This is a genomic window from Bacillus sp. ILBB4, from assembly GCF_035064545.1.
Classification (GTDB): Bacteria; Bacillota; Bacilli; order Bacillales; family Bacillaceae_H; genus Priestia.
On the sequence record NZ_JAIQVD010000014.1, the window covers coordinates 15,393 to 34,348 of the forward strand.

General features: G+C 36.1%; 15 protein-coding genes and 1 pseudogene. 11 read left to right on the plus strand and 5 right to left on the minus strand.

Annotated features, from left to right (window positions below; genetic code table 11):
- Positions 1–11: 11 nt before the first annotated feature.
- From LAV82_RS28420 to LAV82_RS28430, 3 genes are read right to left on the minus strand one after another with little or no spacing between them, the layout of a single operon-like run.
- On the minus strand, positions 12–1,148 hold the full coding sequence (locus LAV82_RS28420) for a zinc-dependent alcohol dehydrogenase (protein WP_048019373.1): 1,137 nt from the start codon (positions 1,146–1,148) through the stop codon (positions 12–14).
- An 18-nt stretch (positions 1,149–1,166) separates the two neighbouring features.
- The gene (locus tag LAV82_RS28425) at positions 1,167–1,535 is read right to left on the minus strand and encodes a spore coat protein (RefSeq protein WP_013084321.1); all 369 of its coding nucleotides are present in this window, start codon (positions 1,533–1,535) and stop codon (positions 1,167–1,169) included.
- A gap of 16 nt (positions 1,536–1,551) precedes the next feature.
- Positions 1,552–1,797 carry a spore gernimation protein GerQ gene (locus LAV82_RS28430; protein WP_499717437.1) on the minus strand — a complete coding sequence of 82 codons (246 nt, stop codon included), beginning with the start codon at positions 1,795–1,797 and terminating at the stop codon, positions 1,552–1,554.
- 283 nt (positions 1,798–2,080) lie between these two features.
- On the opposite strand from LAV82_RS28430, the pseudogene LAV82_RS28435 reads away from it, so the two are divergent.
- The 9 genes and pseudogenes from LAV82_RS28435 to LAV82_RS28475 form a co-directional block, all read left to right on the plus strand.
- Positions 2,081–2,331: pseudogene (locus tag LAV82_RS28435) on the plus strand (low molecular weight phosphatase family protein); the annotation flags it as partial.
- Between the two features lie 334 nt (positions 2,332–2,665).
- Positions 2,666–5,632 (plus strand): substrate-binding domain-containing protein, encoded by a 2,967-nt coding sequence (locus LAV82_RS28440; RefSeq protein WP_499717438.1) that lies wholly within the window; start codon positions 2,666–2,668, stop codon positions 5,630–5,632.
- Positions 5,629–6,339, plus strand: coding sequence for a LytR/AlgR family response regulator transcription factor (locus tag LAV82_RS28445; RefSeq protein WP_499717439.1), 711 nt, complete (start codon positions 5,629–5,631; stop codon positions 6,337–6,339). Before LAV82_RS28440 ends, LAV82_RS28445 begins: the two co-directional genes overlap by 4 nt.
- A gap of 193 nt (positions 6,340–6,532) precedes the next feature.
- Entirely contained in the window at positions 6,533–7,534 is a 1,002-nt protein-coding gene (locus LAV82_RS28450; RefSeq protein ID WP_098278179.1) for a LacI family DNA-binding transcriptional regulator, read from the plus strand.
- A 353-nt stretch (positions 7,535–7,887) separates the two neighbouring features.
- Positions 7,888–8,709, plus strand: a complete 822-nt coding sequence (locus LAV82_RS28455; RefSeq protein ID WP_499717440.1) for a sugar phosphate isomerase/epimerase family protein — start codon at positions 7,888–7,890, stop codon at positions 8,707–8,709.
- A 131-nt stretch (positions 8,710–8,840) separates the two neighbouring features.
- Positions 8,841–10,022, plus strand: coding sequence for a levoglucosan dehydrogenase (locus tag LAV82_RS28460; RefSeq protein ID WP_013084314.1), 1,182 nt, complete (start codon positions 8,841–8,843; stop codon positions 10,020–10,022).
- A gap of 183 nt (positions 10,023–10,205) precedes the next feature.
- On the plus strand, positions 10,206–11,384 hold the full coding sequence (locus tag LAV82_RS28465; RefSeq protein ID WP_499717441.1) for a Gfo/Idh/MocA family protein: 1,179 nt from the start codon (positions 10,206–10,208) through the stop codon (positions 11,382–11,384).
- Entirely contained in the window at positions 11,381–12,352 is a 972-nt protein-coding gene (locus LAV82_RS28470) for a sugar phosphate isomerase/epimerase family protein (RefSeq protein WP_211080051.1), read from the plus strand. The genes LAV82_RS28465 and LAV82_RS28470 overlap by 4 nt, the downstream gene beginning before the upstream one ends.
- Positions 12,353–12,481: 129 nt before the next feature.
- Entirely contained in the window at positions 12,482–13,759 is a 1,278-nt protein-coding gene (locus LAV82_RS28475) for an MFS transporter (RefSeq protein WP_211080052.1), read from the plus strand.
- Between the two features lie 780 nt (positions 13,760–14,539).
- Here the strand turns inward: LAV82_RS28475 and LAV82_RS28480 are convergent.
- Positions 14,540–15,028, minus strand: a complete 489-nt coding sequence (locus LAV82_RS28480) for a CBO0543 family protein (protein ID WP_499717442.1) — start codon at positions 15,026–15,028, stop codon at positions 14,540–14,542.
- A 367-nt stretch (positions 15,029–15,395) separates the two neighbouring features.
- Here LAV82_RS28480 and LAV82_RS28485 point away from each other — a divergent pair, with 367 nt between their 5' ends.
- Positions 15,396–15,527: a hypothetical protein gene (locus LAV82_RS28485; RefSeq protein WP_499717443.1), complete on the plus strand. Its 132-nt coding sequence runs from the start codon at positions 15,396–15,398 to the stop codon at positions 15,525–15,527.
- Positions 15,528–15,798: 271 nt separating this feature from the next.
- Here the strand turns inward: LAV82_RS28485 and LAV82_RS28490 are convergent, their stop codons facing one another.
- Complete coding sequence (locus LAV82_RS28490) at positions 15,799–16,584, minus strand: SDR family NAD(P)-dependent oxidoreductase (RefSeq protein ID WP_499717444.1); 786 nt, start codon at positions 16,582–16,584, stop codon at positions 15,799–15,801.
- Between the two features lie 463 nt (positions 16,585–17,047).
- Here LAV82_RS28490 and LAV82_RS28495 point away from each other — a divergent pair, with 463 nt between their 5' ends.
- A complete protein-coding gene (locus LAV82_RS28495) occupies positions 17,048–18,145 on the plus strand; it encodes an L-dopachrome tautomerase-related protein (protein WP_454844351.1) in 1,098 nt (365 codons plus the stop codon).
- Positions 18,146–18,956: the final 811 nt, after the last annotated feature.

An 18,956-nucleotide genomic window follows, 5' to 3' on the forward strand; every position in this document is an offset into this window, starting at 1 on the left:
TACCTCCTTCCTCAAGGTTTTAACAAGACTTTTATACAATTATCCATTTTAGTGTCAAAAATCTCATAGCCACGCTTTGCTTCACTAAGTGGAAGTACATGACTCACGACATCTCCTGGATCAATTTTTCCGGTCGAAACTAATTCAAACATATATGGCATATAGTGGATCACAGGTGCTTGTCCAGAGCGAATATTGACGTTTCGGTTCATAATATCTCCCATTGGGAATCCATTATATTTGCCACCGTAAACGCCTGTAACTTGGATTGTCCCGCCTTTACGTACTGCTTGTGAAGCCATGATAAACGCACCAAATGCTCCGCCCTGCAGTTTCATTCCACTCGCAAGGAACTCCATATCAGTCATTTTGCCGTCCATACCAACTGCATCAATGACAACATCAGCGCCGCCCTTCGTCATTTCTTTCAAATGCATTCCTGCATTTTCAAAATGTGCGAAATTTACAATTTCAACTTTGTTGGTACGTTTGGCGTGTTGCAAACGATAATCTACATAATCTACGGCAATGACACGCTTTGCTCCTTTTAGCCAACAGAATTTTTGAGCAAAAAGACCAACCGGACCACAGCCAAGAACAATAACTGTATCTCCACCCTTTACGCCTGCATTGTCAACACTCCAATAACCAGTAGTCATCGCATCAGCAATAACTGCTAACTTTTCATCTGGTTCTTCACAAGTCTCTGGAATTTTGAAATGAGTAAAGTTGGCAAACGGTACTCTTAAATATTCAGCTTGCCCACCTGGATAGCCACCCGTCGTACCAGAATATCCGAAATAGGCACCCATATCACCATTATCATTAGAATTATCACATTGGCTTTCCAAATGGTTTTTACAGTAAAGGCATTCACCGCATGCTATATTAAAAGGAATAATGACACGATCTCCCTTTTTTACCTTCGTCACATCTGGACCAACTTCTTCGACGATTCCCATTGGTTCATGGCCAATCACATAGTTTTCTTGCAGGTTAGGAATCATGCCATGAATTAAATGTAAATCAGACCCACATATAGCTGTACTGGTTACTTTAATAATCATGTCATCTCGTTTTTCAATCTTTGGATCTGGAACTTCTTTGACTACAACATTTTTAATACCTTGATACGTTACTGCCTTCATGATAGATATCCTCCAGTGTTAGTGTTCATCAGGTGTCCGGTCAAACAGACCTTTTCTATTGGTCTCAACAGGAAATAGATTCATTTTGCCAATCATCAATGTATTGTTGGCAGAGAGTTGGTCTAATTGATATTGTTCACTTAATTCGTATGGATGGAACCATTTTTTACTAATCATTAGTTCTGTAATTTCTTGGTGCATGGCAATTCCTTGCATTAACTGTTTTCGTAAGAGAGTTCTAACATCAGGTGATGCGGACTCCGTTAATGCGACTGCGATATTGCGAACACCTTCCTTGGCACGAAGAAGAAAGTCCATCGCAAATGTGGTATCTGCGAGCTCTGGTACGTGTAGCGAGTTTATAGGATCTAAATAGTCATGATTCAATGAATTTACCTCCTTTTCAATTTATTATTGGTGTTGGCCGGTTTTGAGGAACAGGGGCTTCAAAAGGGGCACGTTGATAAACTGCCTGTAATTCCCCCAACGCTTGTATCGATTGTTCAACATCTTTTTTCATCAATTCTCTCAAATCATCATCAAATACCAGTCCTTGCATTAGTTTTGATTTCGCTAAGCAAAGGGTTTTAAAATTAATAACTTCATGTAGATCCAATGACTCATGATCGGCTAATTTTTGAATATCCATTTCTGATTACCCTCCTTTTTACGTGAATACAATGTTATTGTTCCGAATATAAGAGAAAACATTCTATAATATTTCTAAAGGTAAATTAAATTAAGTAGTTATAATATACATATAATTCGGAAAATTAATTGATAATATCTGAGGCTGAACGCTTCGGTGGTCTTTTTTCTTGTTAGCTAACGTTATGTTAGTTGAACAAGAACTCTTTTAACTACATCAAGCTTTTTGATTTGAATATGGCATGGCAGAAGGCTAGGCTAAAAAGTATCAAGGGAAATAGCGGGAGGTAAAAGGTGCTGGCCTTGAAGCTCAGACTTTAAATCCTAATGCCGTAAAAACAATGCAAGAAGTAGGAAGCAATATCTCAAACCAAACATCTGATGTAATCAATCCTGAAATTCTTAATAATCTGCTTTAGTTGTGACACTATGCGAACACGTAGTAGAGCATTGATCTGTAATTTTTCTACATGTGAAACGAGTTCACTGGGGCTTTGATGACCCGTCAAAAGCAGAAGGAAAAGATGAAGAAAAATGCATTCATAATTCGAAGTCTTTATATAAAGCTCCATAGAAGGATCAGCGACATAAATATCTTTCCTTTTAGTAATGTCAAAAAGACGACTCCTTGTTTTGATCCTTTCCTTCTTTAATAAAGGTGTGGCAGCCCTATGGGTAAGTATTGTTAGACTAATCAATATAGTGAAGCTTATAATAAGAAAAGTATAATTTGTAAAGCGATTACAATAATCATTACAAATGAATAATTGGTTTCAAATTAATCTTTAAGCACTGTAAAGAACGTAAAGTAAGGGATTCATCATATAGAATCCCTATTATATTTTTTTAACTAACTAGGGGCGAAATAAATGAAGGATTCCAGATATATTTCACAACCAGGCTTTACTGATACCGGGATGATTTTTAAGTTTGTACAAAGAAGTAACGAGTTTATTCATACTTTTGCCGAAGGGGAATTACTGTATAGATTGGGGTTTAATCGAGAGGACATCGTCGGAAAGACGCTTCATGATTTTTATTGGGATGATATTGACACTGCCAATTTATTAAACGGATATTACAAAAAAGCATGGGGAGGACAGTATATTGAATATGAAGGTAAATTTAGAGGTATTTATTATGTAATTTATTTAAGACCTTTATTTCATAAGGATAAAGTAGCTGAAGTAGTGGGAACTTGTGTGGACATTACTAACAAAAAGATTATGGAAGAGGATATTCTTCTAAAAGAACAAGAACGAAAATTAATGAATTCCTATGCATTCCAGCGTAGTTTGATTGATCGGTTAGATAGTGGGATTGCAGTAACAGATTGCAATAAAAAAATAAGGATCTTAAATAGGAAATTTTATGAGCTTTTCCAGTTGAAGGGGGAAATTGATTGCCATATTGGGATGCACGCTTCGGATTTACATTCCCTTTTTGATAAAGAAATTAATAAAATTAAGCTCGAAAATACAGAAAAACGAACGAGAATTACAAAAGAGATTAAAATGGATACAGGTATGACACTACGCTACAATTGTTTTCCTTTAAATGAGGAAAATGATTTTGTAGGCTACTTATGGGAGTTTGAGGATATCACAGAACAAAAAAACATGGAAAGAGTTATTATTCAGGCAAAAGAAGAAGCTGAAAAAGTGAACATGGCCAAATCAAGTTTTTTGTCTAAGATGAGTCATGAACTGCGTACGCCGCTGAATGGAATTCTGGGTTTTGCTCAGTTATTGGAGATGGATGAATCTTTAAATGAACAACAGCGTGATTTTGTACAGGAGATTTTAAGTGGAGGAAGCCATTTATTAAGTTTAATTAATGATATTTTAGACGTGTCAAGAATAGAAACAGGAAATTTAAAAATTTCTGTAGAGGAAGTTCATCTTCTAACTGTCATCAAGGAATGTATCAATATTGTACAACCACTGGCTAAGAAGAAGAATATCAGTATTTATAGCCAACTGGATCAATGGGAAGATATGATCGTTCTTGCTGATCCTATACGTCTTAAACAAATATTGCTGAACCTACTTGATAATGCTATTAAATACAATCAAGAAAATGGAAAAGTCATCGTTTTCTGTCGTTTACAAGAGAATAAGCAGTACATTCATATCGTAGATACAGGTGTGGGTTTTTCTGTAGAGGAATATACTAAAGTGTTTGTTCCATTTTATCGAATTGAAAGTACAAAAGAAGAAGGTACAGGCATTGGGTTATCTTTAGTTAAACAGCTGGTGCATCTAATGGGAGGGGAGATTAATGTAACAAGCAATAAAGGAACAGGAAGTGAGTTTTGCTTTAGTCTTCCTCTTCCAAATGATTTAAAGACTGTCATACAATGGGGTGAACAAACTGAATTTCCTCCAACAAATAATAGGAAGGAAGATAACTATCGTTTGCTATATATTGAAGATAACGAATCCAACTTGCACTTAGTAAGTAACATCATTAAATCACAGCCTTCCTATACGCTTTTATCAGCTTGTACAGGAAAAGAAGGAATAGAAATTGTAGCAAACGAAAAAATAGATTTGGTTCTTCTTGATATTAACCTCCCAGATATTAACGGATATGAAGTATTTGAAATTTTAAAAGCAGGCAAAGAAACGAAAGATATTGCTGTCATCGCTGTAAGTGCAAATGCAATGCCAAAGGATATTCAATATACATTGGATAAAGGATTTGATAACTATTTAACAAAGCCCATTCATGTACAAGAGTTTTTGACAATCCTAAGTGAAACGCTAAACAATACAATTAATCAAAATATTCCAGATCATAAAATTTTAAGTACAGGACCACATGGCGAGGAAGCTGTCTCAGCAAAAACACTGCGGTTATCTTTGAAAGAGCTAAAAAAAATTAAGAAAAAGAAATATAAGGCTGCTATTGCTATGCATTATACTGGAAATGATTGGTCAAGGTCTCAATTGGAAGGAATGCAAACTACTTTTGAGAAAATGGGCATTGAAGTAGTAGCCGTGACAAATGCAGAATTTAAATGGAAAAAGCAAGTAGCCGACATTGAAAGCATTTTAGCCAAAAACCCGGATATCCTGGTGAGCATTCCAGTTGATCCAGAATTGACTGCAAGCGTATATCAAAAAGCGGCCCAAGCGGGTGTGAAGCTGGTGTTTATGGACAATACACCGAATGGTTTGCAGCATGGAAAGGATTATGTAAGTATTGTTTCAGCGGACAATTATGGAAATGGCATTGAATCGGCCAATATCATGGCTGAGAAATTAGATAGAAAAGGTAAGGTTGGGATTATCTATCATGATGCTGATTTTTTTGCAACCAAACAAAGAACGGAAGCATTTGAAAAAACTATAAAGGAAAAGTACCCTGACATTCAAATTGTGGATCGCAGGGGCATTACTGATTCGAATGATGGAGAAAAAGTGGCATCCGCTATGATTGCTGAACATCAGGATTTAAATGGTATTTTTGTTGTATGGGATGTACCGGCTGAAGGAGCTTTGAGGGCAACTCGTACTGCAAAAAAAAGCAATTTAGTCATTACGACAATGGATTTGGGTATGAATGTCGCCTTGGAAATTGCACAGGATGGACCTATTAAAGGACTAGGTGCCCAGCTACCATACCAGCAAGGAGTCGCCGAAGCGATTCTAGCAGGGTACGGCCTACTTGGAAAACAAGCGCCCCCTTATGTAGCCGTTCCGTCTCTAAAAGTAATGAAAGAAAATGTAATTGATGCTTGGCAGCTCGTTTATCATGAAGACGCTCCAGATATTATTCAAAGTGTTGCGAAATCAAGAAGCGCTAGGGAAAAGGGGGGAACAACAAGATGAAAGTATTGATCGCAGACGATGATGTTACCTCAAGAAAATTGTTAAGGTACTTTATTGGGAGTTTATCCAAATATAAAATTGTCGGAGAGGCCGCCAACGGTGAAGAATTGATACACTATGTTACAAAAGAAAAACCGGATCTTGCTTTAGTAGATATTGGAATGCCCTTATTGAATGGGATGGAAGCGGTTAAAGCATGTAAAGAACTTTTCCCGACTTTACAAGTTATTTTTATTACTGGCCATGATGATTATGCACTTGAGGCATTTAACGTAAAGGCAGTGGACTATATTTTAAAGCCAATTGATAGAAATCGTTTATATGGTGCTTTAGAGAGAGCCTCCCAAGCGTCTATTTCACTAGTCGATAAAGAACATTCATTTAAAAAGGATTTAATGATTAAACAGCAGAAAAATATAATTTTTATTCCATTAGAAGAAATTATCTTTATTGAAAGACTTGATCGGAAATCTGTCATTCATACTAAGAATGGTAAATTCGAGACAAATGAAGCTTTAACTAGCTTGGAAGGTGCCGTTGATTCTAGGTTTATGATATCTCATAGATCTTATATTATAAATGTGGAACTTTTAACAAGAATCGAAGCAACGGGTCAAATGTATAAAGCCTATTTTAAAGATTATAAGGAAACCGCAAGGATTTCCAAGCATAAAGTAGACAATCTGCAAAGGTACAAATTATTATAAAACATGGAGCTCAGCAATAAGTGCTGAGTTTTTTTAATTTGTTGTTTTTTTGTTTATATGGATAAAAACGACGCTTATAAGGAATTTTAAAGAGTTTGAATCTCAGAAAATGTTGTCTGAATCCAATTAGACAATATTTTTGTATGCGATTACAATTCTGTTATAGAGAAGAACAAGAAAAGAGAGTCGTAAAATGGTGCGAATAATAGATGTAGCAAAAAAAGCAAATGTTTCAACTGCTACAGTGTCAAGAGTACTAAGTAAACCTAACACTGTAACGGAAGAAACGACTGAGAAAGTATTACAAGTAATTAAAGAATTAAACTATCAGCCAAATGCATTAGCTCGCCAGTTAAGAACATTAGAAACCAAAACGATTCTAGTCATTGTACCTGATATAACAAATCCTTTTTTTTCTAAAGTATTAAGAGGAATTGAGTCTGTAGCCGTCATAAACGGATATCAAGTTCTGCTTGGGGATACGGGCAATGATTTGGAAAGAGAAAATGGGTACTTAAACATACTTCTCCAAAAAAAAGCTGATGGAATGGTTTTACTAACGGCGAGAATGAAATCGAAGAACATTGAGGAAATGGCTCTCAAATATCCTGTAGTTTTGGCATGTGAATATATAGAAGGTTCAGCCATCCCCACCGTTTCTATTAATAATATCAGTGGGGCTCAAAAAGCAACAGAATATTTGGTTAAGCTGGGACATAAAAGAATAGGATTTATATCAGGTCCTCTAGATGGAGTGATAGGCCAGGATCGATTAAAAGGATTTTATCAGACAATGGCACGATACAACCTTACAATTGAGTCCGTTCTAGTGCAGGAGGGTAATTTTTCTTATGAAAGCGGTTTTAATATAATGAATCAATTTTTGGATCTTAATCATCCTCCAACAGCCGTGTTCGCAGCCAATGATGAGATGGCATTTGGAGCTATAAATGCTATTTCTTCAAAAGGATTAAGTGTTCCACATGATATTTCCGTAGTAGGATTTGATGATATAAAATTTTCATCTATTTTCAAACCGGCTCTTACAACCATCTCACAGCCAGCTTTTGAGATGGGCACGATGGCAATGAAATTACTTATAAAGTTGATGAATAAGGAAGAAATTGAAAGACATCAATACCTAATGGAAGATCAGCTTATCATACGTGATTCATGCTCAACACATATTTCATAAGGGAATAAGAGTTCTTTTGAAAATATATCTGATGATTTAAATCTTCTTGTTTTTTAAAAATTAAGATGTAATCGATTACAAATGGTTGGAAAAAGAATTATTTAATATCCAATTAAAAAGGGATTTTTAGTTTAGATTTCTGATAAGTACAATCAAGTACAAGTATAGGTAGTAAAAACAACTTCTTCTTATAATGAATTAAAAAATACAGTCTTTGTCTAGAATACTTTGTAATCGATTACATGTATTTTGGTTCAATTATTTCTTATCTAAATTAATTTAGGGAGGTGATGAAATCCCAGTATTAATACACCATGCACTCATAAGGAATCTTTAAAGATAGGGGAGAAACCATGAAACTAGGATATCAGACAAATACGTGGGGCGGGGTAGTAGGGCACCCTGCCGGAGTCACTTCGATAAAAGACCTTTATTACCTTGCAAATGGATCAACAGAAGAAGCTTTAAAAGATATTGCAGAAGTTGGATATAAAGGATTTGAAATGTTTGACGGAAATCTAATGGAATTTAAAGATAGAAAAGAAGAATTTAGAGCATTGCTGAACCGTTACTCTTTAGACTTTATTGGAGTTTACACTGGAGGGAATTTTATTTTCCCGGATATTTTGGAAGAGGAATTATTAAAAATTGAAGAGGTTGCAGCTCTTGCTTCTGAACTAGGAGCGCAGCATCTAGTAATTGGCGGAGGAGCTATCCGTACGAATGGTATTTTAGAAAGCGATTACGCTGATTTAGGCAATGCGCTTAATCGAGTAGTAGTAATTGCAGAGAAATATAATCTTATTCCAAGCTATCACCCGCATTTAGGAACAAACGTAGAGGCCCCAGACCAGCTGGACAAATTAATGGCACTAACAACGATTAATTTATGTCCGGATACAGCGCATATCGAAGCAGGTGGAGGGAATCCGGTAGAAGTAATTAAAAAATATGTAGATCGCATTAAATATATTCATTTCAAAGATTATTATAATGGAGAATTTCTTCCTTTAGGAGAAGGTCATCAAAAGTTTGACCAGATGATCCAAGTGCTGGATGATATTGGATATAGCGAATGGCTTACAGTAGAATTAGACAGCTATAATGATCCGAAAAAAGGAGCAGAAATCAGTTTTAACTTCTTATTAAGTTTTGAAACGGCAAATAAGTCTTAAGGTCAAGAAGAAAGTAGCAGAGATAATATATTAGGAACTTGAAGCCTAATTTACCATAACGATATAGCAGATGTTATTTAAAAGATAGTAGTTCCGAATAAATAGACTACTTTTATAGGAGGAGAATAAAAATGAAAAAGTTAAACGTAGGTATGATTGGCGGAGGATTTATGGGGAAAGCGCATGCACTTGCTTATGCAGGTATGCCAATGTTTTTTTGGCCGGCACCAGCAATTCCTCAACGACACACAGTCGTTGATGTGACCGAAGAGTTAGCAAAAGATGCAGCAGAACGTTTAGGATTTGAAAACTATTCATCTGATTGGAGAAAGGTAGTAGAAGATCCTGAAATTGATATTATTGATATTGTAACACCAAATGACTCTCATGCAGAGATTGCTATTGCAGCTGCCAAAGCAGGTAAACATATCATTTCAGAAAAACCGTTAGCACGAACTGCAGCAGAAGCAAAAACAATGCTTGACGCAGTAAAAGAAGCAGGTGTTAAACATATGGTCGCATTTAACTATCGCAGAACACCAGCCGTTGCTCTAGCAAAAAAATATATTGAGGAAGGAAGAATCGGAAAGATTTTAAACTTCCGAGGCACATACCTGCAAGACTGGTCTGCGGATCCTAACTCGCCTTTATCATGGCGCTTCCAAAAAGAACGAGCCGGTTCAGGTGCATTAGGTGATATCGGAACACATGTGATTGACTATGCAAGATATCTTGTGGGTGACATTTCAGAGGTAATGGCTATTGCAAAGACATGGATTGGTGAAAGACCGATTCAAAGTGGTGCTGTAGATAAACTAGGAACTGTAAAAGCAGAAGCTGATGTACCAAAGGGTAAAGTTGATGTAGACGATGAGTTTTCAACTTTAATTAAATTTGATAACGGCGCAGTTGGAAGTATTGAAGCGACTCGTAATGCCTGGGGCCGCAACAACTTCTTAACATTTGAAATTCATGGAGAGAAAGGTTCATTATACTTTAACTATGAACGCCGTGATGAGCTTCAAGTATGTTTCTCCGATGATCCAAGTGATAGCCGCGGATTCAGAACGGTTTATACAGGACCTGCACATCCATATGGAGAAGGTCTATGGCCAATCCCAGCATTAGGAATTGGGTACGGGGAAACAAAAATTATTGAAACATATGATTTCCTCAAATCAATCGCTGAAGATACAAGCGTATCACCAGATTTTGAAGACGGTTATCAAATCGCCGTTATTTCAGATGCTATCCTTGAATCAGCTGAAAAAGGTGTATGGGTTAATCTTACAGAAAATTTAGTGAAAGCTTAAATAATAGTTTAGTAGTGGCTAGTCCTAGTAGACTAGCCTTTATTAGAAATAGAGTTGTTGATTTGTGATTCGGATCAATAGAGGCAAGTCAACAAGCGGCTATAAAGGTTTTAATTCTCTTTTTAGCTACTACGTAAGTAAAAGAAATCATGGAAAATACAGTTTATTAAGGTGGAGAAAGAAATGGAAAAAATAAAAGTTGGAGTTATTGGGACAGGGTTTATTGGACCTACTCATATTGAGGCTATCAGAAGACTCGGTTTTGTAGAAGTAGTTGGATTAGCAGAACATGGCCAGGAAGTAGCAGAACAAAAAGCGGTTGAACTTGGAATTCCGAAAGCTTATGGGGATTATCGTGACATGTTAAAAGACAGTGGGATTCAAGTTGTTCATAACTGTACACCTAATCACCTTCACTTTCAAATTAATAAAGAAATTATTCAAGCAGGCAAACATGTGTTATCGGAGAAACCATTAGCTATGTCTAGTGAAGAATCAGCCGAGCTATTGAAATTAGCTAAAGAGCACCAGGTCGTACATGGCGTAAACTTTAATTACCGCCAATTTCCGATTGTGAAACAATTAGAAACGATGATCAGAAACGGTGAGTTAGGGAAAGTCAACTTAGTGCACGGAAGTTATTTACAAGACTGGTTATTGTTCGAAACAGACTTTAATTGGCGTTTAGCCCCTGAAGTCGGAGGGAAATCACGAGCGGTAGCGGATATCGGTTCTCATTGGTGTGATACAGTTCAATATGTAACAGGTAAAAAAATCGTCGAAGTTTTTGCTGATCTAGCAACTGTTATACCAGTAAGAAAAAAATCTACTTCTCAAGGATCTACTTTTGGGGGACAAAAAGGACAAGAAGAAGCATATGAAGATGTTCCGATTAACACAGAAGACTATGCATCTGTTCTTGTACGTTTTGAAGACGGGGTAAAAGGCTTATTTACTGTGTCTCAAGTAAGTGCAGGGCGAAAAAATAGACTGAGCTTCGAAATCGCTTGCAGTCAAAATTCTGCTTTTTGGAATCAAGAAGAACCAGAAAAGCTGTGGATTGGCTATCGAGATCAACCAAATCAAACTCTTCTTGCAGATCCTACTTTATTTAATCCTGAAGCAAAATCGTCCATTCATCATCCGGGGGGCCATAATGAAGGCTGGCCAGATGCATTAAAAAATGGATTGTTGAATTTCTATACCTTTATTCGAGAAGGTAAAAATCCTTTAAGTGATAAAGCCAATTTCGCGACATTTGAAGATGGACATATGTCCATGTGCATTACCGACGCCATTTTAGCAAGTCATGAACAACAAAAATGGATGAAGGTGAAGGTAAAGCAGGAGGTACGTGCATGAAATTAGGGGTGTTTACAGTTCTTTATCAAAACTTACCTTTTGAAGAGATGCTGGACAAACTATGTGAAATGGGTGTAGAGGCCGTTGAATTGGGCACAGGCAATTATCCAGGAAACAGTCATTGTAATCCGGATGAATTACTAGAGAACCCAGAGAAATTAAAAACATTTCAAGCTGCCCTTACAAGTAGAGGACTTACAATAAGTGGTCTAAGTTGTCATGGCAATTTACTGCATCCAAATAAGATGGTTGCCAAAAAGGCTCATGACGTGTGGAGAAAAACAGTCTTATTAGCTGAACGTTTAGAAGTGCCGGTGATTAATGGATTTTCTGGGTGCCCAGGTGACCACCCAGGTGCAAAAAATCCGAACTGGGTAACCTGCTCTTGGCCGCCGGAATATACGGAAATCCTAGATTGGCAATGGAATGAAGTAGTCATTCCTTACTGGAAAGAGGAAGTGAAATTTGCAGAGTCACACGGTATCCATCAAATTGCGCTTGAAATGCACCCGGGGTTTGTTGTGTATAACCCTGAAACTCTCTTGAAATTAAGAGAGCATGCTGGGCCAAGTATTGGAGCTAATTTTGATCCAAGCCATTTGGTTTGGCAAGGGATTAATCCAGTAGAAGCCATTAAAAAACTTGGTCGAGAAGAGGCTATTTTTCATTTTCATGCAAAAGATACGTATTTGGATCAGGCAAATATCAGTGTTAATGGAGTATTAGATACAAAACATTACAGTGATACTTTGAATCGTTCGTGGACATTTAGATCCGTAGGATATGGGCAAAACGAAAAAGTATGGAAAGATATGGTGAGTACGCTTCGTGCGGTAGGATATGACTATGTAATATCCATTGAACATGAAGATATGCTAGCTTCGTTAGATGAAGGATTAAGTAAGGCCATCTCTTTATTAAAAGGCGCACAATTTAAAGAACAATTAACTGAAATGTGGTGGGCGTAACAGTATATTTCCTATATAGTTAATGATAAATATCTGACTGGGTATTTATCATTAACCATTGAAGAGAACCATCTAATGAGTAAATGTGACTATCAGCATTGTTAAATATATAATTTTGAGGTGATTAAAATGAATGCGATTTCAAAAAGAGAGCAAAACACCAAAGGTCTTCCATCAGCTATGATTTGGGGCTATATCGCAACTCTAATTTTTATGGTAGGAGATGGTCTCGAACATGGTTGGCTTTCACCGTATCTTATTGAACATGGCTTAACCGTTCAACAATCTTCTACTCTCTTTGCAGCATACGGAGCTATATTAGCAATCGCCTCCTACTTTTCGGGTGTCCTTACAGAAGTATGGGGACCAAGAAAGGTTATGATAGCAGGCTTGGTTATCTGGTTAGTAGGTCAAATTCTTTTTATTGAATATGGTCTAAAACCGCATAATTATGCAGTTATGTTACCGACTTATGCTATTCGAGGATTTGGTTATCCTTTATTTTGCTATTCGTTTTTAGTTTGGGTTACGTATCGCAGTCCTGACCGTATTTTAGCTACGGCAATAGGGCTATTTTGGGCAGCATGGAGTGGCGGTCTTTATGTTGTTGGAAGTTATTTTCCAGCTTATATGATTCCGAAAATCGGATATATCGGATTAATGTGGAGTGCAGTCGTATGGGTGTTAATCGGTGGATTAATTGGAGTTGTTGTTGTAAAAGGCCAAGTACATGAACGTGAGGGTAACGGCAAGGAAAAATTGAAAAGTTTACTTAGTGGACTAACTATTTGTATTGAAAAGCCAAAAATCGCAATAGGAGGAGTTGTTCGTATAATAAACTCCACCGGCGTAGGTGCTCTTCCAATCTTTTTCCCTCTATACTTGTCCTCTGAATATGGATACAGTACAGAAGAATGGTTACAAGTATGGGGAACTATGTGGGTGGCCAATATCTCTTTTAACTTAGTCATTCCCTATATCAGTGACAAATGGTTAGGTTGGCGAAAGACAATTATGTGGATTGGCAGTGTCGGTTGCGGTGTAATGACTCTGGTTATGCTTTATACTCCTCAAATGTTCGGGCATAATTTCTGGGCATTAACTGTGGTAGGCATATTTTTTGGAATCGTTCTATGTGGTTATGTACCACTCTCTGCTCTAGTAAGTTCATTAGCACCGGAAAAGAAAGGCTCAGCTATGGCTATTGTAAGTTTTGGGGCTGGAATGTCTTACTTTATTGCACCTGCAATTGTAGGAACATTCATTGGTAGCATAGGTGTACACGGAGTCATGTGGATATTTGCTGGTTTGTATTTTGTTAGTGCTATTTTGATGATATTTATGAAATTACCAGGTGAAGAAAAACAAAACAAGAGCAGTTATTCACCTGAGAAACAAGTGGGTTGAAAGTAAGGATAATCAATATGGCAGACAGGCTTTTATACTGTTTTAACGAAGTACTAAAGTGAGTAGATATCATATAACAAACATAATAAAAAAGTCCTTGAAATTCAAATAATTTCATGGATTTTTTTATTTTCCTAATGGACAAGTTAACAGGTAAATTCTTTAGAGATGTTAGCAATGCATGAGGTATTTTATACTCCCATTTAAAGAATCTCTGCCTAAAGTGTATGAATCGAATGAGATAATTACAGAAATAAAGTATCCATCGTATTAAGGTCGTTCAAATGCAAAATTAATAAATAACTCTTTTTTCTTAGCCCTTCTGCTCTAATTCTTAGTCAGCGATTTCCTCCACATTTAATACAGCAAATACCTATTTGCTCTTGTAGAGTAAAGCCCATTTTTTTGACGTGTTTCTTCTATTGATGATAAAGAAAGAATAAATAAACTCTAGGATTGTAGCTAAAGCTAGAATAGGCACAGTAACCTTAATTATAATACCAAAAGTACTTGCTGTATCAACTGATAAAAGAAACAATCGAATTGTAACTACATACAAAATTATCGAAGTGACTAAAGAAACTATTGATACCTTTAATGCATTTTAAAAAAGTTCTCCATATAGCTGACCATTTTCGGTGCTTATTAACAAAAAATCAGTAGGATATTTAAGTTAATGTAGAGAAGAAATTGTGAATAATTGAAACAAATAGGCAGATTTAATCATTCTTCAAATGTTCCTATATTTTTTGCCTCTTATTGTTGGTTAATAAGCACCATCTAAGATAAATCGTACTTATTATTAAAAATACGTCTTATAACAGACATTGTAAATCTAACCAATAATAAGGAAAAAGAGAGAGAATAAAAAGTAGTTGTCCAATTCCATCCATTTTTATATTTAATAAGGCGTGTATTTTTTTCTAGCCATAGCTCAGCAATAGTCATAGGTATACTGAAATACAGAACTTTTAAAAGGCACTGAATGATGCGGGAATCCTTAGTTAGTTGATTATAAAAGACACAAGTAATTGGGAAAAGTATGTAATCAAACAACACGCTTGTTTTAACTTGTTTTGGAAATCGGGTGGGATATTGAACATAGCCTCTTTTTACAACCAGATTATCGACCAATGATGCATAGTAACTTTTTATAAAGAAAACAAGGAGCCATTCCTTTGCAAGTGGTTTTTTTATTAAATATATAAAAGAACTAATACCAAAGAAATAAAGGAATTTTACAAGGTTTATTTCAAATTTTCGATCCAATTTTAGCACCTCCACAAAGATAGTTTATCTTTGATGTAGGAGGTTATACTAAGGAAATTCCAAAATTAGATCAGTAAACAGTGAATAAGCAAGGTTCTATTTTGATATAAAATTGTTTCCTGGTTATGAACATTTTCACTTAAACTAACGGGTAGCAAATGTTTAATACGTAAAATCGCTTCTTCACTTATTTAAAATAGAAACGGCCACCGTGAAAAAGAACTCAATTTGGGTTCTTTTTTTCACTAAATTAATTACAGAAAACGACTATACCATTGTACGGAAATGCCTGTATTATAAGCGATGTGAACGAGAAGTACTTAAAAGTAAAATTAAAAATAAAATTAATGGTAGGGGTTTGCGATCTATGAGATATCGATTCTATATGAATGGGGATGAGTCGGGGAAATTGAACGGCAGTAAGCCCAATTTTGACATCATTGATGATGTTGTCATGGGCGACGCTTTCTTTGATGGTGGAGGAAGGTACTTAAAGTAATGGGGCAAGTTAGTTGAAGAAGGATTTCTTTCCTTGACTATGGATAACAGATGTTATAAAACTATGCAGAACCCGAAGGAACAAAAGCGGAAGCGTGTAGATGAGAGGCGTGACTCTAGACAAGCTAGCGAGAAGGTTTGCTCTTTAGTCTTCTTGACGGATTGGCTTATACCCGTGCTGGAGCTGGACATTCTATAAAATATAAAAGAATAATCATAGGGACAGCTCTACTTTTTCAAAGAGGAAAGGATCCGTCCCTGTGATTAAAAACTTATTTTCTTTTAAGAAGCCAGTCTTGAAAATCGGTGGCAATTATTCTTTCACCTGTGATTCCCTCTGCAACAGCTGAGGCTAAAAAAACAATCGGCTCGGCCATAACCCTTGGATCTAATAGCTGGAATTTTGATTCAATCTCTTTTCGAACTTCGTCCGGAATCATCCCGGTAGTAGTGGCACCACCCGGTAAAAGCATATTCACCATAATTCCATATTCCTTTAAATCTTCGGCCATTATATATGAGAGTGATTCAGTAGCTGCCCTCGATGGTCCATAAGGTACAAAACCCTTTCTTTTCATAGTCTCATGGTTCATAGAAATATTAATCATTCGCCCATGACCTTGTTCCATCATTAAAGGAGCAAACCCTCGAGCTACTAAAAAATATCCTGTGAGATTGATATCAATTAAATCTCGAAACCCCTCTGGTGTTACTTTGAAAAACGGCTGAGGCTCGACTAAAAAACGCGGGTTTACTGTCCTCATCCCAATTCCCGCATTATTGACGAGAACATCGAGTTTCCCCCATTCTCTTTTCACCCATTCGACCGCGTTATTGACGGATTGTTCTGATCGAACATCTAAAGGAATTCCAACAGCAGGATAACCCTCGCGCTTTAATTTCTCTACTGCTTGATCCAATTTAGTTCCACCTCTAGAAGCTAACGCCACCGTGGCTCCAGCTTGAAGCAAAGCCTCCGCCATGGAAAATCCTAGGCCGCTTGAAGCACCTGTTACGAGGGCATGGATATTTCTTAACTCTTTTGTATTCATTGGCATTTTCCCTCCAAAATGTTATTAAACCACTGACTGATACAGTATTCTATGTAATCATCACTTTATACGAAATTTCTTTAAAAAGCAAAGCTATGATAAAAGAGTAGTGGACTTAAATTGCTAAAGATTGAAGTACTTATTGTGCTAAAGAGGCAGTTTAGCTTAAATACATCTCTTCATAAAGTTAAAAAAGAAAATTTTCCTAATTTCTTATTTATAACAGCTTACCGTTGATACGGGAATATTGAACTTCAGGACCTACTAATTGAATTCTACTTCATCTGGAGACCTTTAAATTAAAATGTTTCCTTTCTTCTGACAGACTTATTAAATTTCGAAAACAATCAATTCAATCATCTTTTCGTATAGAAAACCTTATTAAGAAACATGCATTAGAAAAAATATAAATCATATATATGAGATATCCCGTTTGAATGTTTGAGGAGGATATTTTGAGGAGGATATTATGAAACCTATGTTACCTAGTGAAAAATATTTCGGTAATTTAGAACTAGTTTATGTATTTTATGGGGCTATGCCTACAGGTGTTACTGTTTCAGAAACCGGTCGTATTTTCATTTGCTTTCCGAAATGGGGAGACGATGTTAAATTTACAGTGGCGGAAATTGTTCAGGATAAATTGCAGTCTTATCCTAATTTAGAAACCAATTTGGTTAACTCCGAAAATATCACAATGACTTTCATCAGTGTCCAAAGTGTAGTTGCTGATGGAAGGGGAACGCTTTGGATATTAGATACAGGTGCACCCAATTTTTCTGTACCTATTAAAGGGGGAGCAAAATTAGTCGCTGTTGATTTAGAAACCAATACAATAAGAAAAGTATATACCTTTACAGAAGATGTTGTTCTACCTACAACTTATCTGAATGATGTACGTTTTGATTTTCGTGTTGGAAAAGCAGGTTATGCCTATATAACGGATTCTTCTTCAAGAGGACCAGGAGCTATTATTGTCGTAGATTTATCAAATGGAAACGCGTTTAGACGATTAAATGGAGAAAAATCAACTTCACCCGATCCCTATTTTTTACCGAAGGTAGAAGGTGAAATTTTGATGAATAGAAACATAGATGGCTCAACTTCCCCATTTAGGTTGGCTTCTGATGGAATAGCAATTTCTCCCGATGGCAAAGTTTTATTTTTTTGTCCACTAACCAGTCGTCATCTTTTCTCGATTTCAACAGAAGTTCTAAGGGACCGAACTATACCAGATAAAGATTTAATTTATCATGTGGAGTATTGGGGAGAAAAAGGTGCTTCTGATGGAATGATCACCGATGCAAAGGGAACTGTTTATGCTGGAGATTACGAAAACAACAGCATTCGTAAGATATTGCCAAATGGCATAATGGAAACTATCGCACATGATCCGAAAATTTTGTGGCCGGATACTTTTTCAATTGGCCCGGATCAATATTTGTATGTCATTGTAAACCAATTACATCGACAGCCTAGATTTCATTATGGAAAAGACTTACGAGAGAAACCTTATAGTTTACTTCGTATCAAAATTGATGAATTTCCTGCTCCAACCTTTTCATAATAAAAATAGTCAATTAATTGTTTTCATTATATAGTGTAAAACAAACACGAGTAAGCAAGAAGTATTAAATTTATTTACTTCTGCCAAATAAAATCAAAATGGTTTAATAGAAACAGTTTATTTGGTTAGTGTTAAACTGTTCCAGGAAATTTTTCATAATATCGGTAAATTCAATGCTGTATTGATATTATTTAAATCCAAACTGATCTGTTCGTTTGTATCCCAAGCATGGTAATCCTTATAAGCTTATTTAATAACATCAATACCGCATACATATCTAGTTAACATGATCATTACCGGAAGAGTATTAGTATAAATCTTTATAGAGTGAATTTTTTGATAAGTATTACCTAATATGTTAATTCTCGTGCAAACATTACTCCTAGCAATAGACCTTTTAGATAAGTAAAATAGACTTTTATCGGGGGATTGAAAATAATAATTTTATGTTATAAAATGAAAGCATTCTACAATAAGGAAGATTATTAAAAATGACTGCTTCAATCAGATTGCGTATCCGTACTTTGAACAAGTAATTTAATATGTTCAAAGGCTCTGTTTAATACTTGCAGAGTAAACAGGATCAGTCTGTCCATTTTTAATAATCTTCAACGGACATAGCAATGTGTGACATGAGGAAAGGTGGGTTCATCTATCTTTCTTTTGTTATACCTAACCTAAAAATGCACTCATTTACCTTGAACAATCTACTGTTATGGTTTCTTCGAGGTATTACTGAGTACATGGAGGTTGATACTTGGTTACTTTAAGCTGCAGACAGAGATTTCTGCAGTTTTTTTGTGTTTCTAAC

What these genes read in the sequence shown, in the direction of transcription:
- LAV82_RS28455 (WP_499717440.1), top strand. Translation starts at nt 7,888, where the DNA reads ATGAAACTAGGATATCAGACAAATACGTGGGGCGGGGTAGTAGGGCAC.
- LAV82_RS28430 (WP_499717437.1), bottom strand. Translation starts at nt 1,797, where the DNA reads ATGGATATTCAAAAATTAGCCGATCATGAGTCATTGGATCTACATGAA.
- LAV82_RS28450 (WP_098278179.1), top strand. Translation starts at nt 6,533, where the DNA reads ATGGTGCGAATAATAGATGTAGCAAAAAAAGCAAATGTTTCAACTGCT.
- LAV82_RS28485 (WP_499717443.1), top strand. Translation starts at nt 15,396, where the DNA reads ATGAGATATCGATTCTATATGAATGGGGATGAGTCGGGGAAATTGAAC.
- LAV82_RS28440 (WP_499717438.1), top strand. Translation starts at nt 2,666, where the DNA reads ATGAAGGATTCCAGATATATTTCACAACCAGGCTTTACTGATACCGGG.
- LAV82_RS28470 (WP_211080051.1), top strand. Translation starts at nt 11,381, where the DNA reads ATGAAATTAGGGGTGTTTACAGTTCTTTATCAAAACTTACCTTTTGAA.
- LAV82_RS28460 (WP_013084314.1), top strand. Translation starts at nt 8,841, where the DNA reads ATGAAAAAGTTAAACGTAGGTATGATTGGCGGAGGATTTATGGGGAAA.
- LAV82_RS28475 (WP_211080052.1), top strand. Translation starts at nt 12,482, where the DNA reads ATGAATGCGATTTCAAAAAGAGAGCAAAACACCAAAGGTCTTCCATCA.
- LAV82_RS28420 (WP_048019373.1), bottom strand. Translation starts at nt 1,148, where the DNA reads ATGAAGGCAGTAACGTATCAAGGTATTAAAAATGTTGTAGTCAAAGAA.
- LAV82_RS28495 (WP_454844351.1), top strand. Translation starts at nt 17,048, where the DNA reads ATGAAACCTATGTTACCTAGTGAAAAATATTTCGGTAATTTAGAACTA.
- LAV82_RS28465 (WP_499717441.1), top strand. Translation starts at nt 10,206, where the DNA reads ATGGAAAAAATAAAAGTTGGAGTTATTGGGACAGGGTTTATTGGACCT.
- LAV82_RS28445 (WP_499717439.1), top strand. Translation starts at nt 5,629, where the DNA reads ATGAAAGTATTGATCGCAGACGATGATGTTACCTCAAGAAAATTGTTA.
- LAV82_RS28490 (WP_499717444.1), bottom strand. Translation starts at nt 16,584, where the DNA reads ATGCCAATGAATACAAAAGAGTTAAGAAATATCCATGCCCTCGTAACA.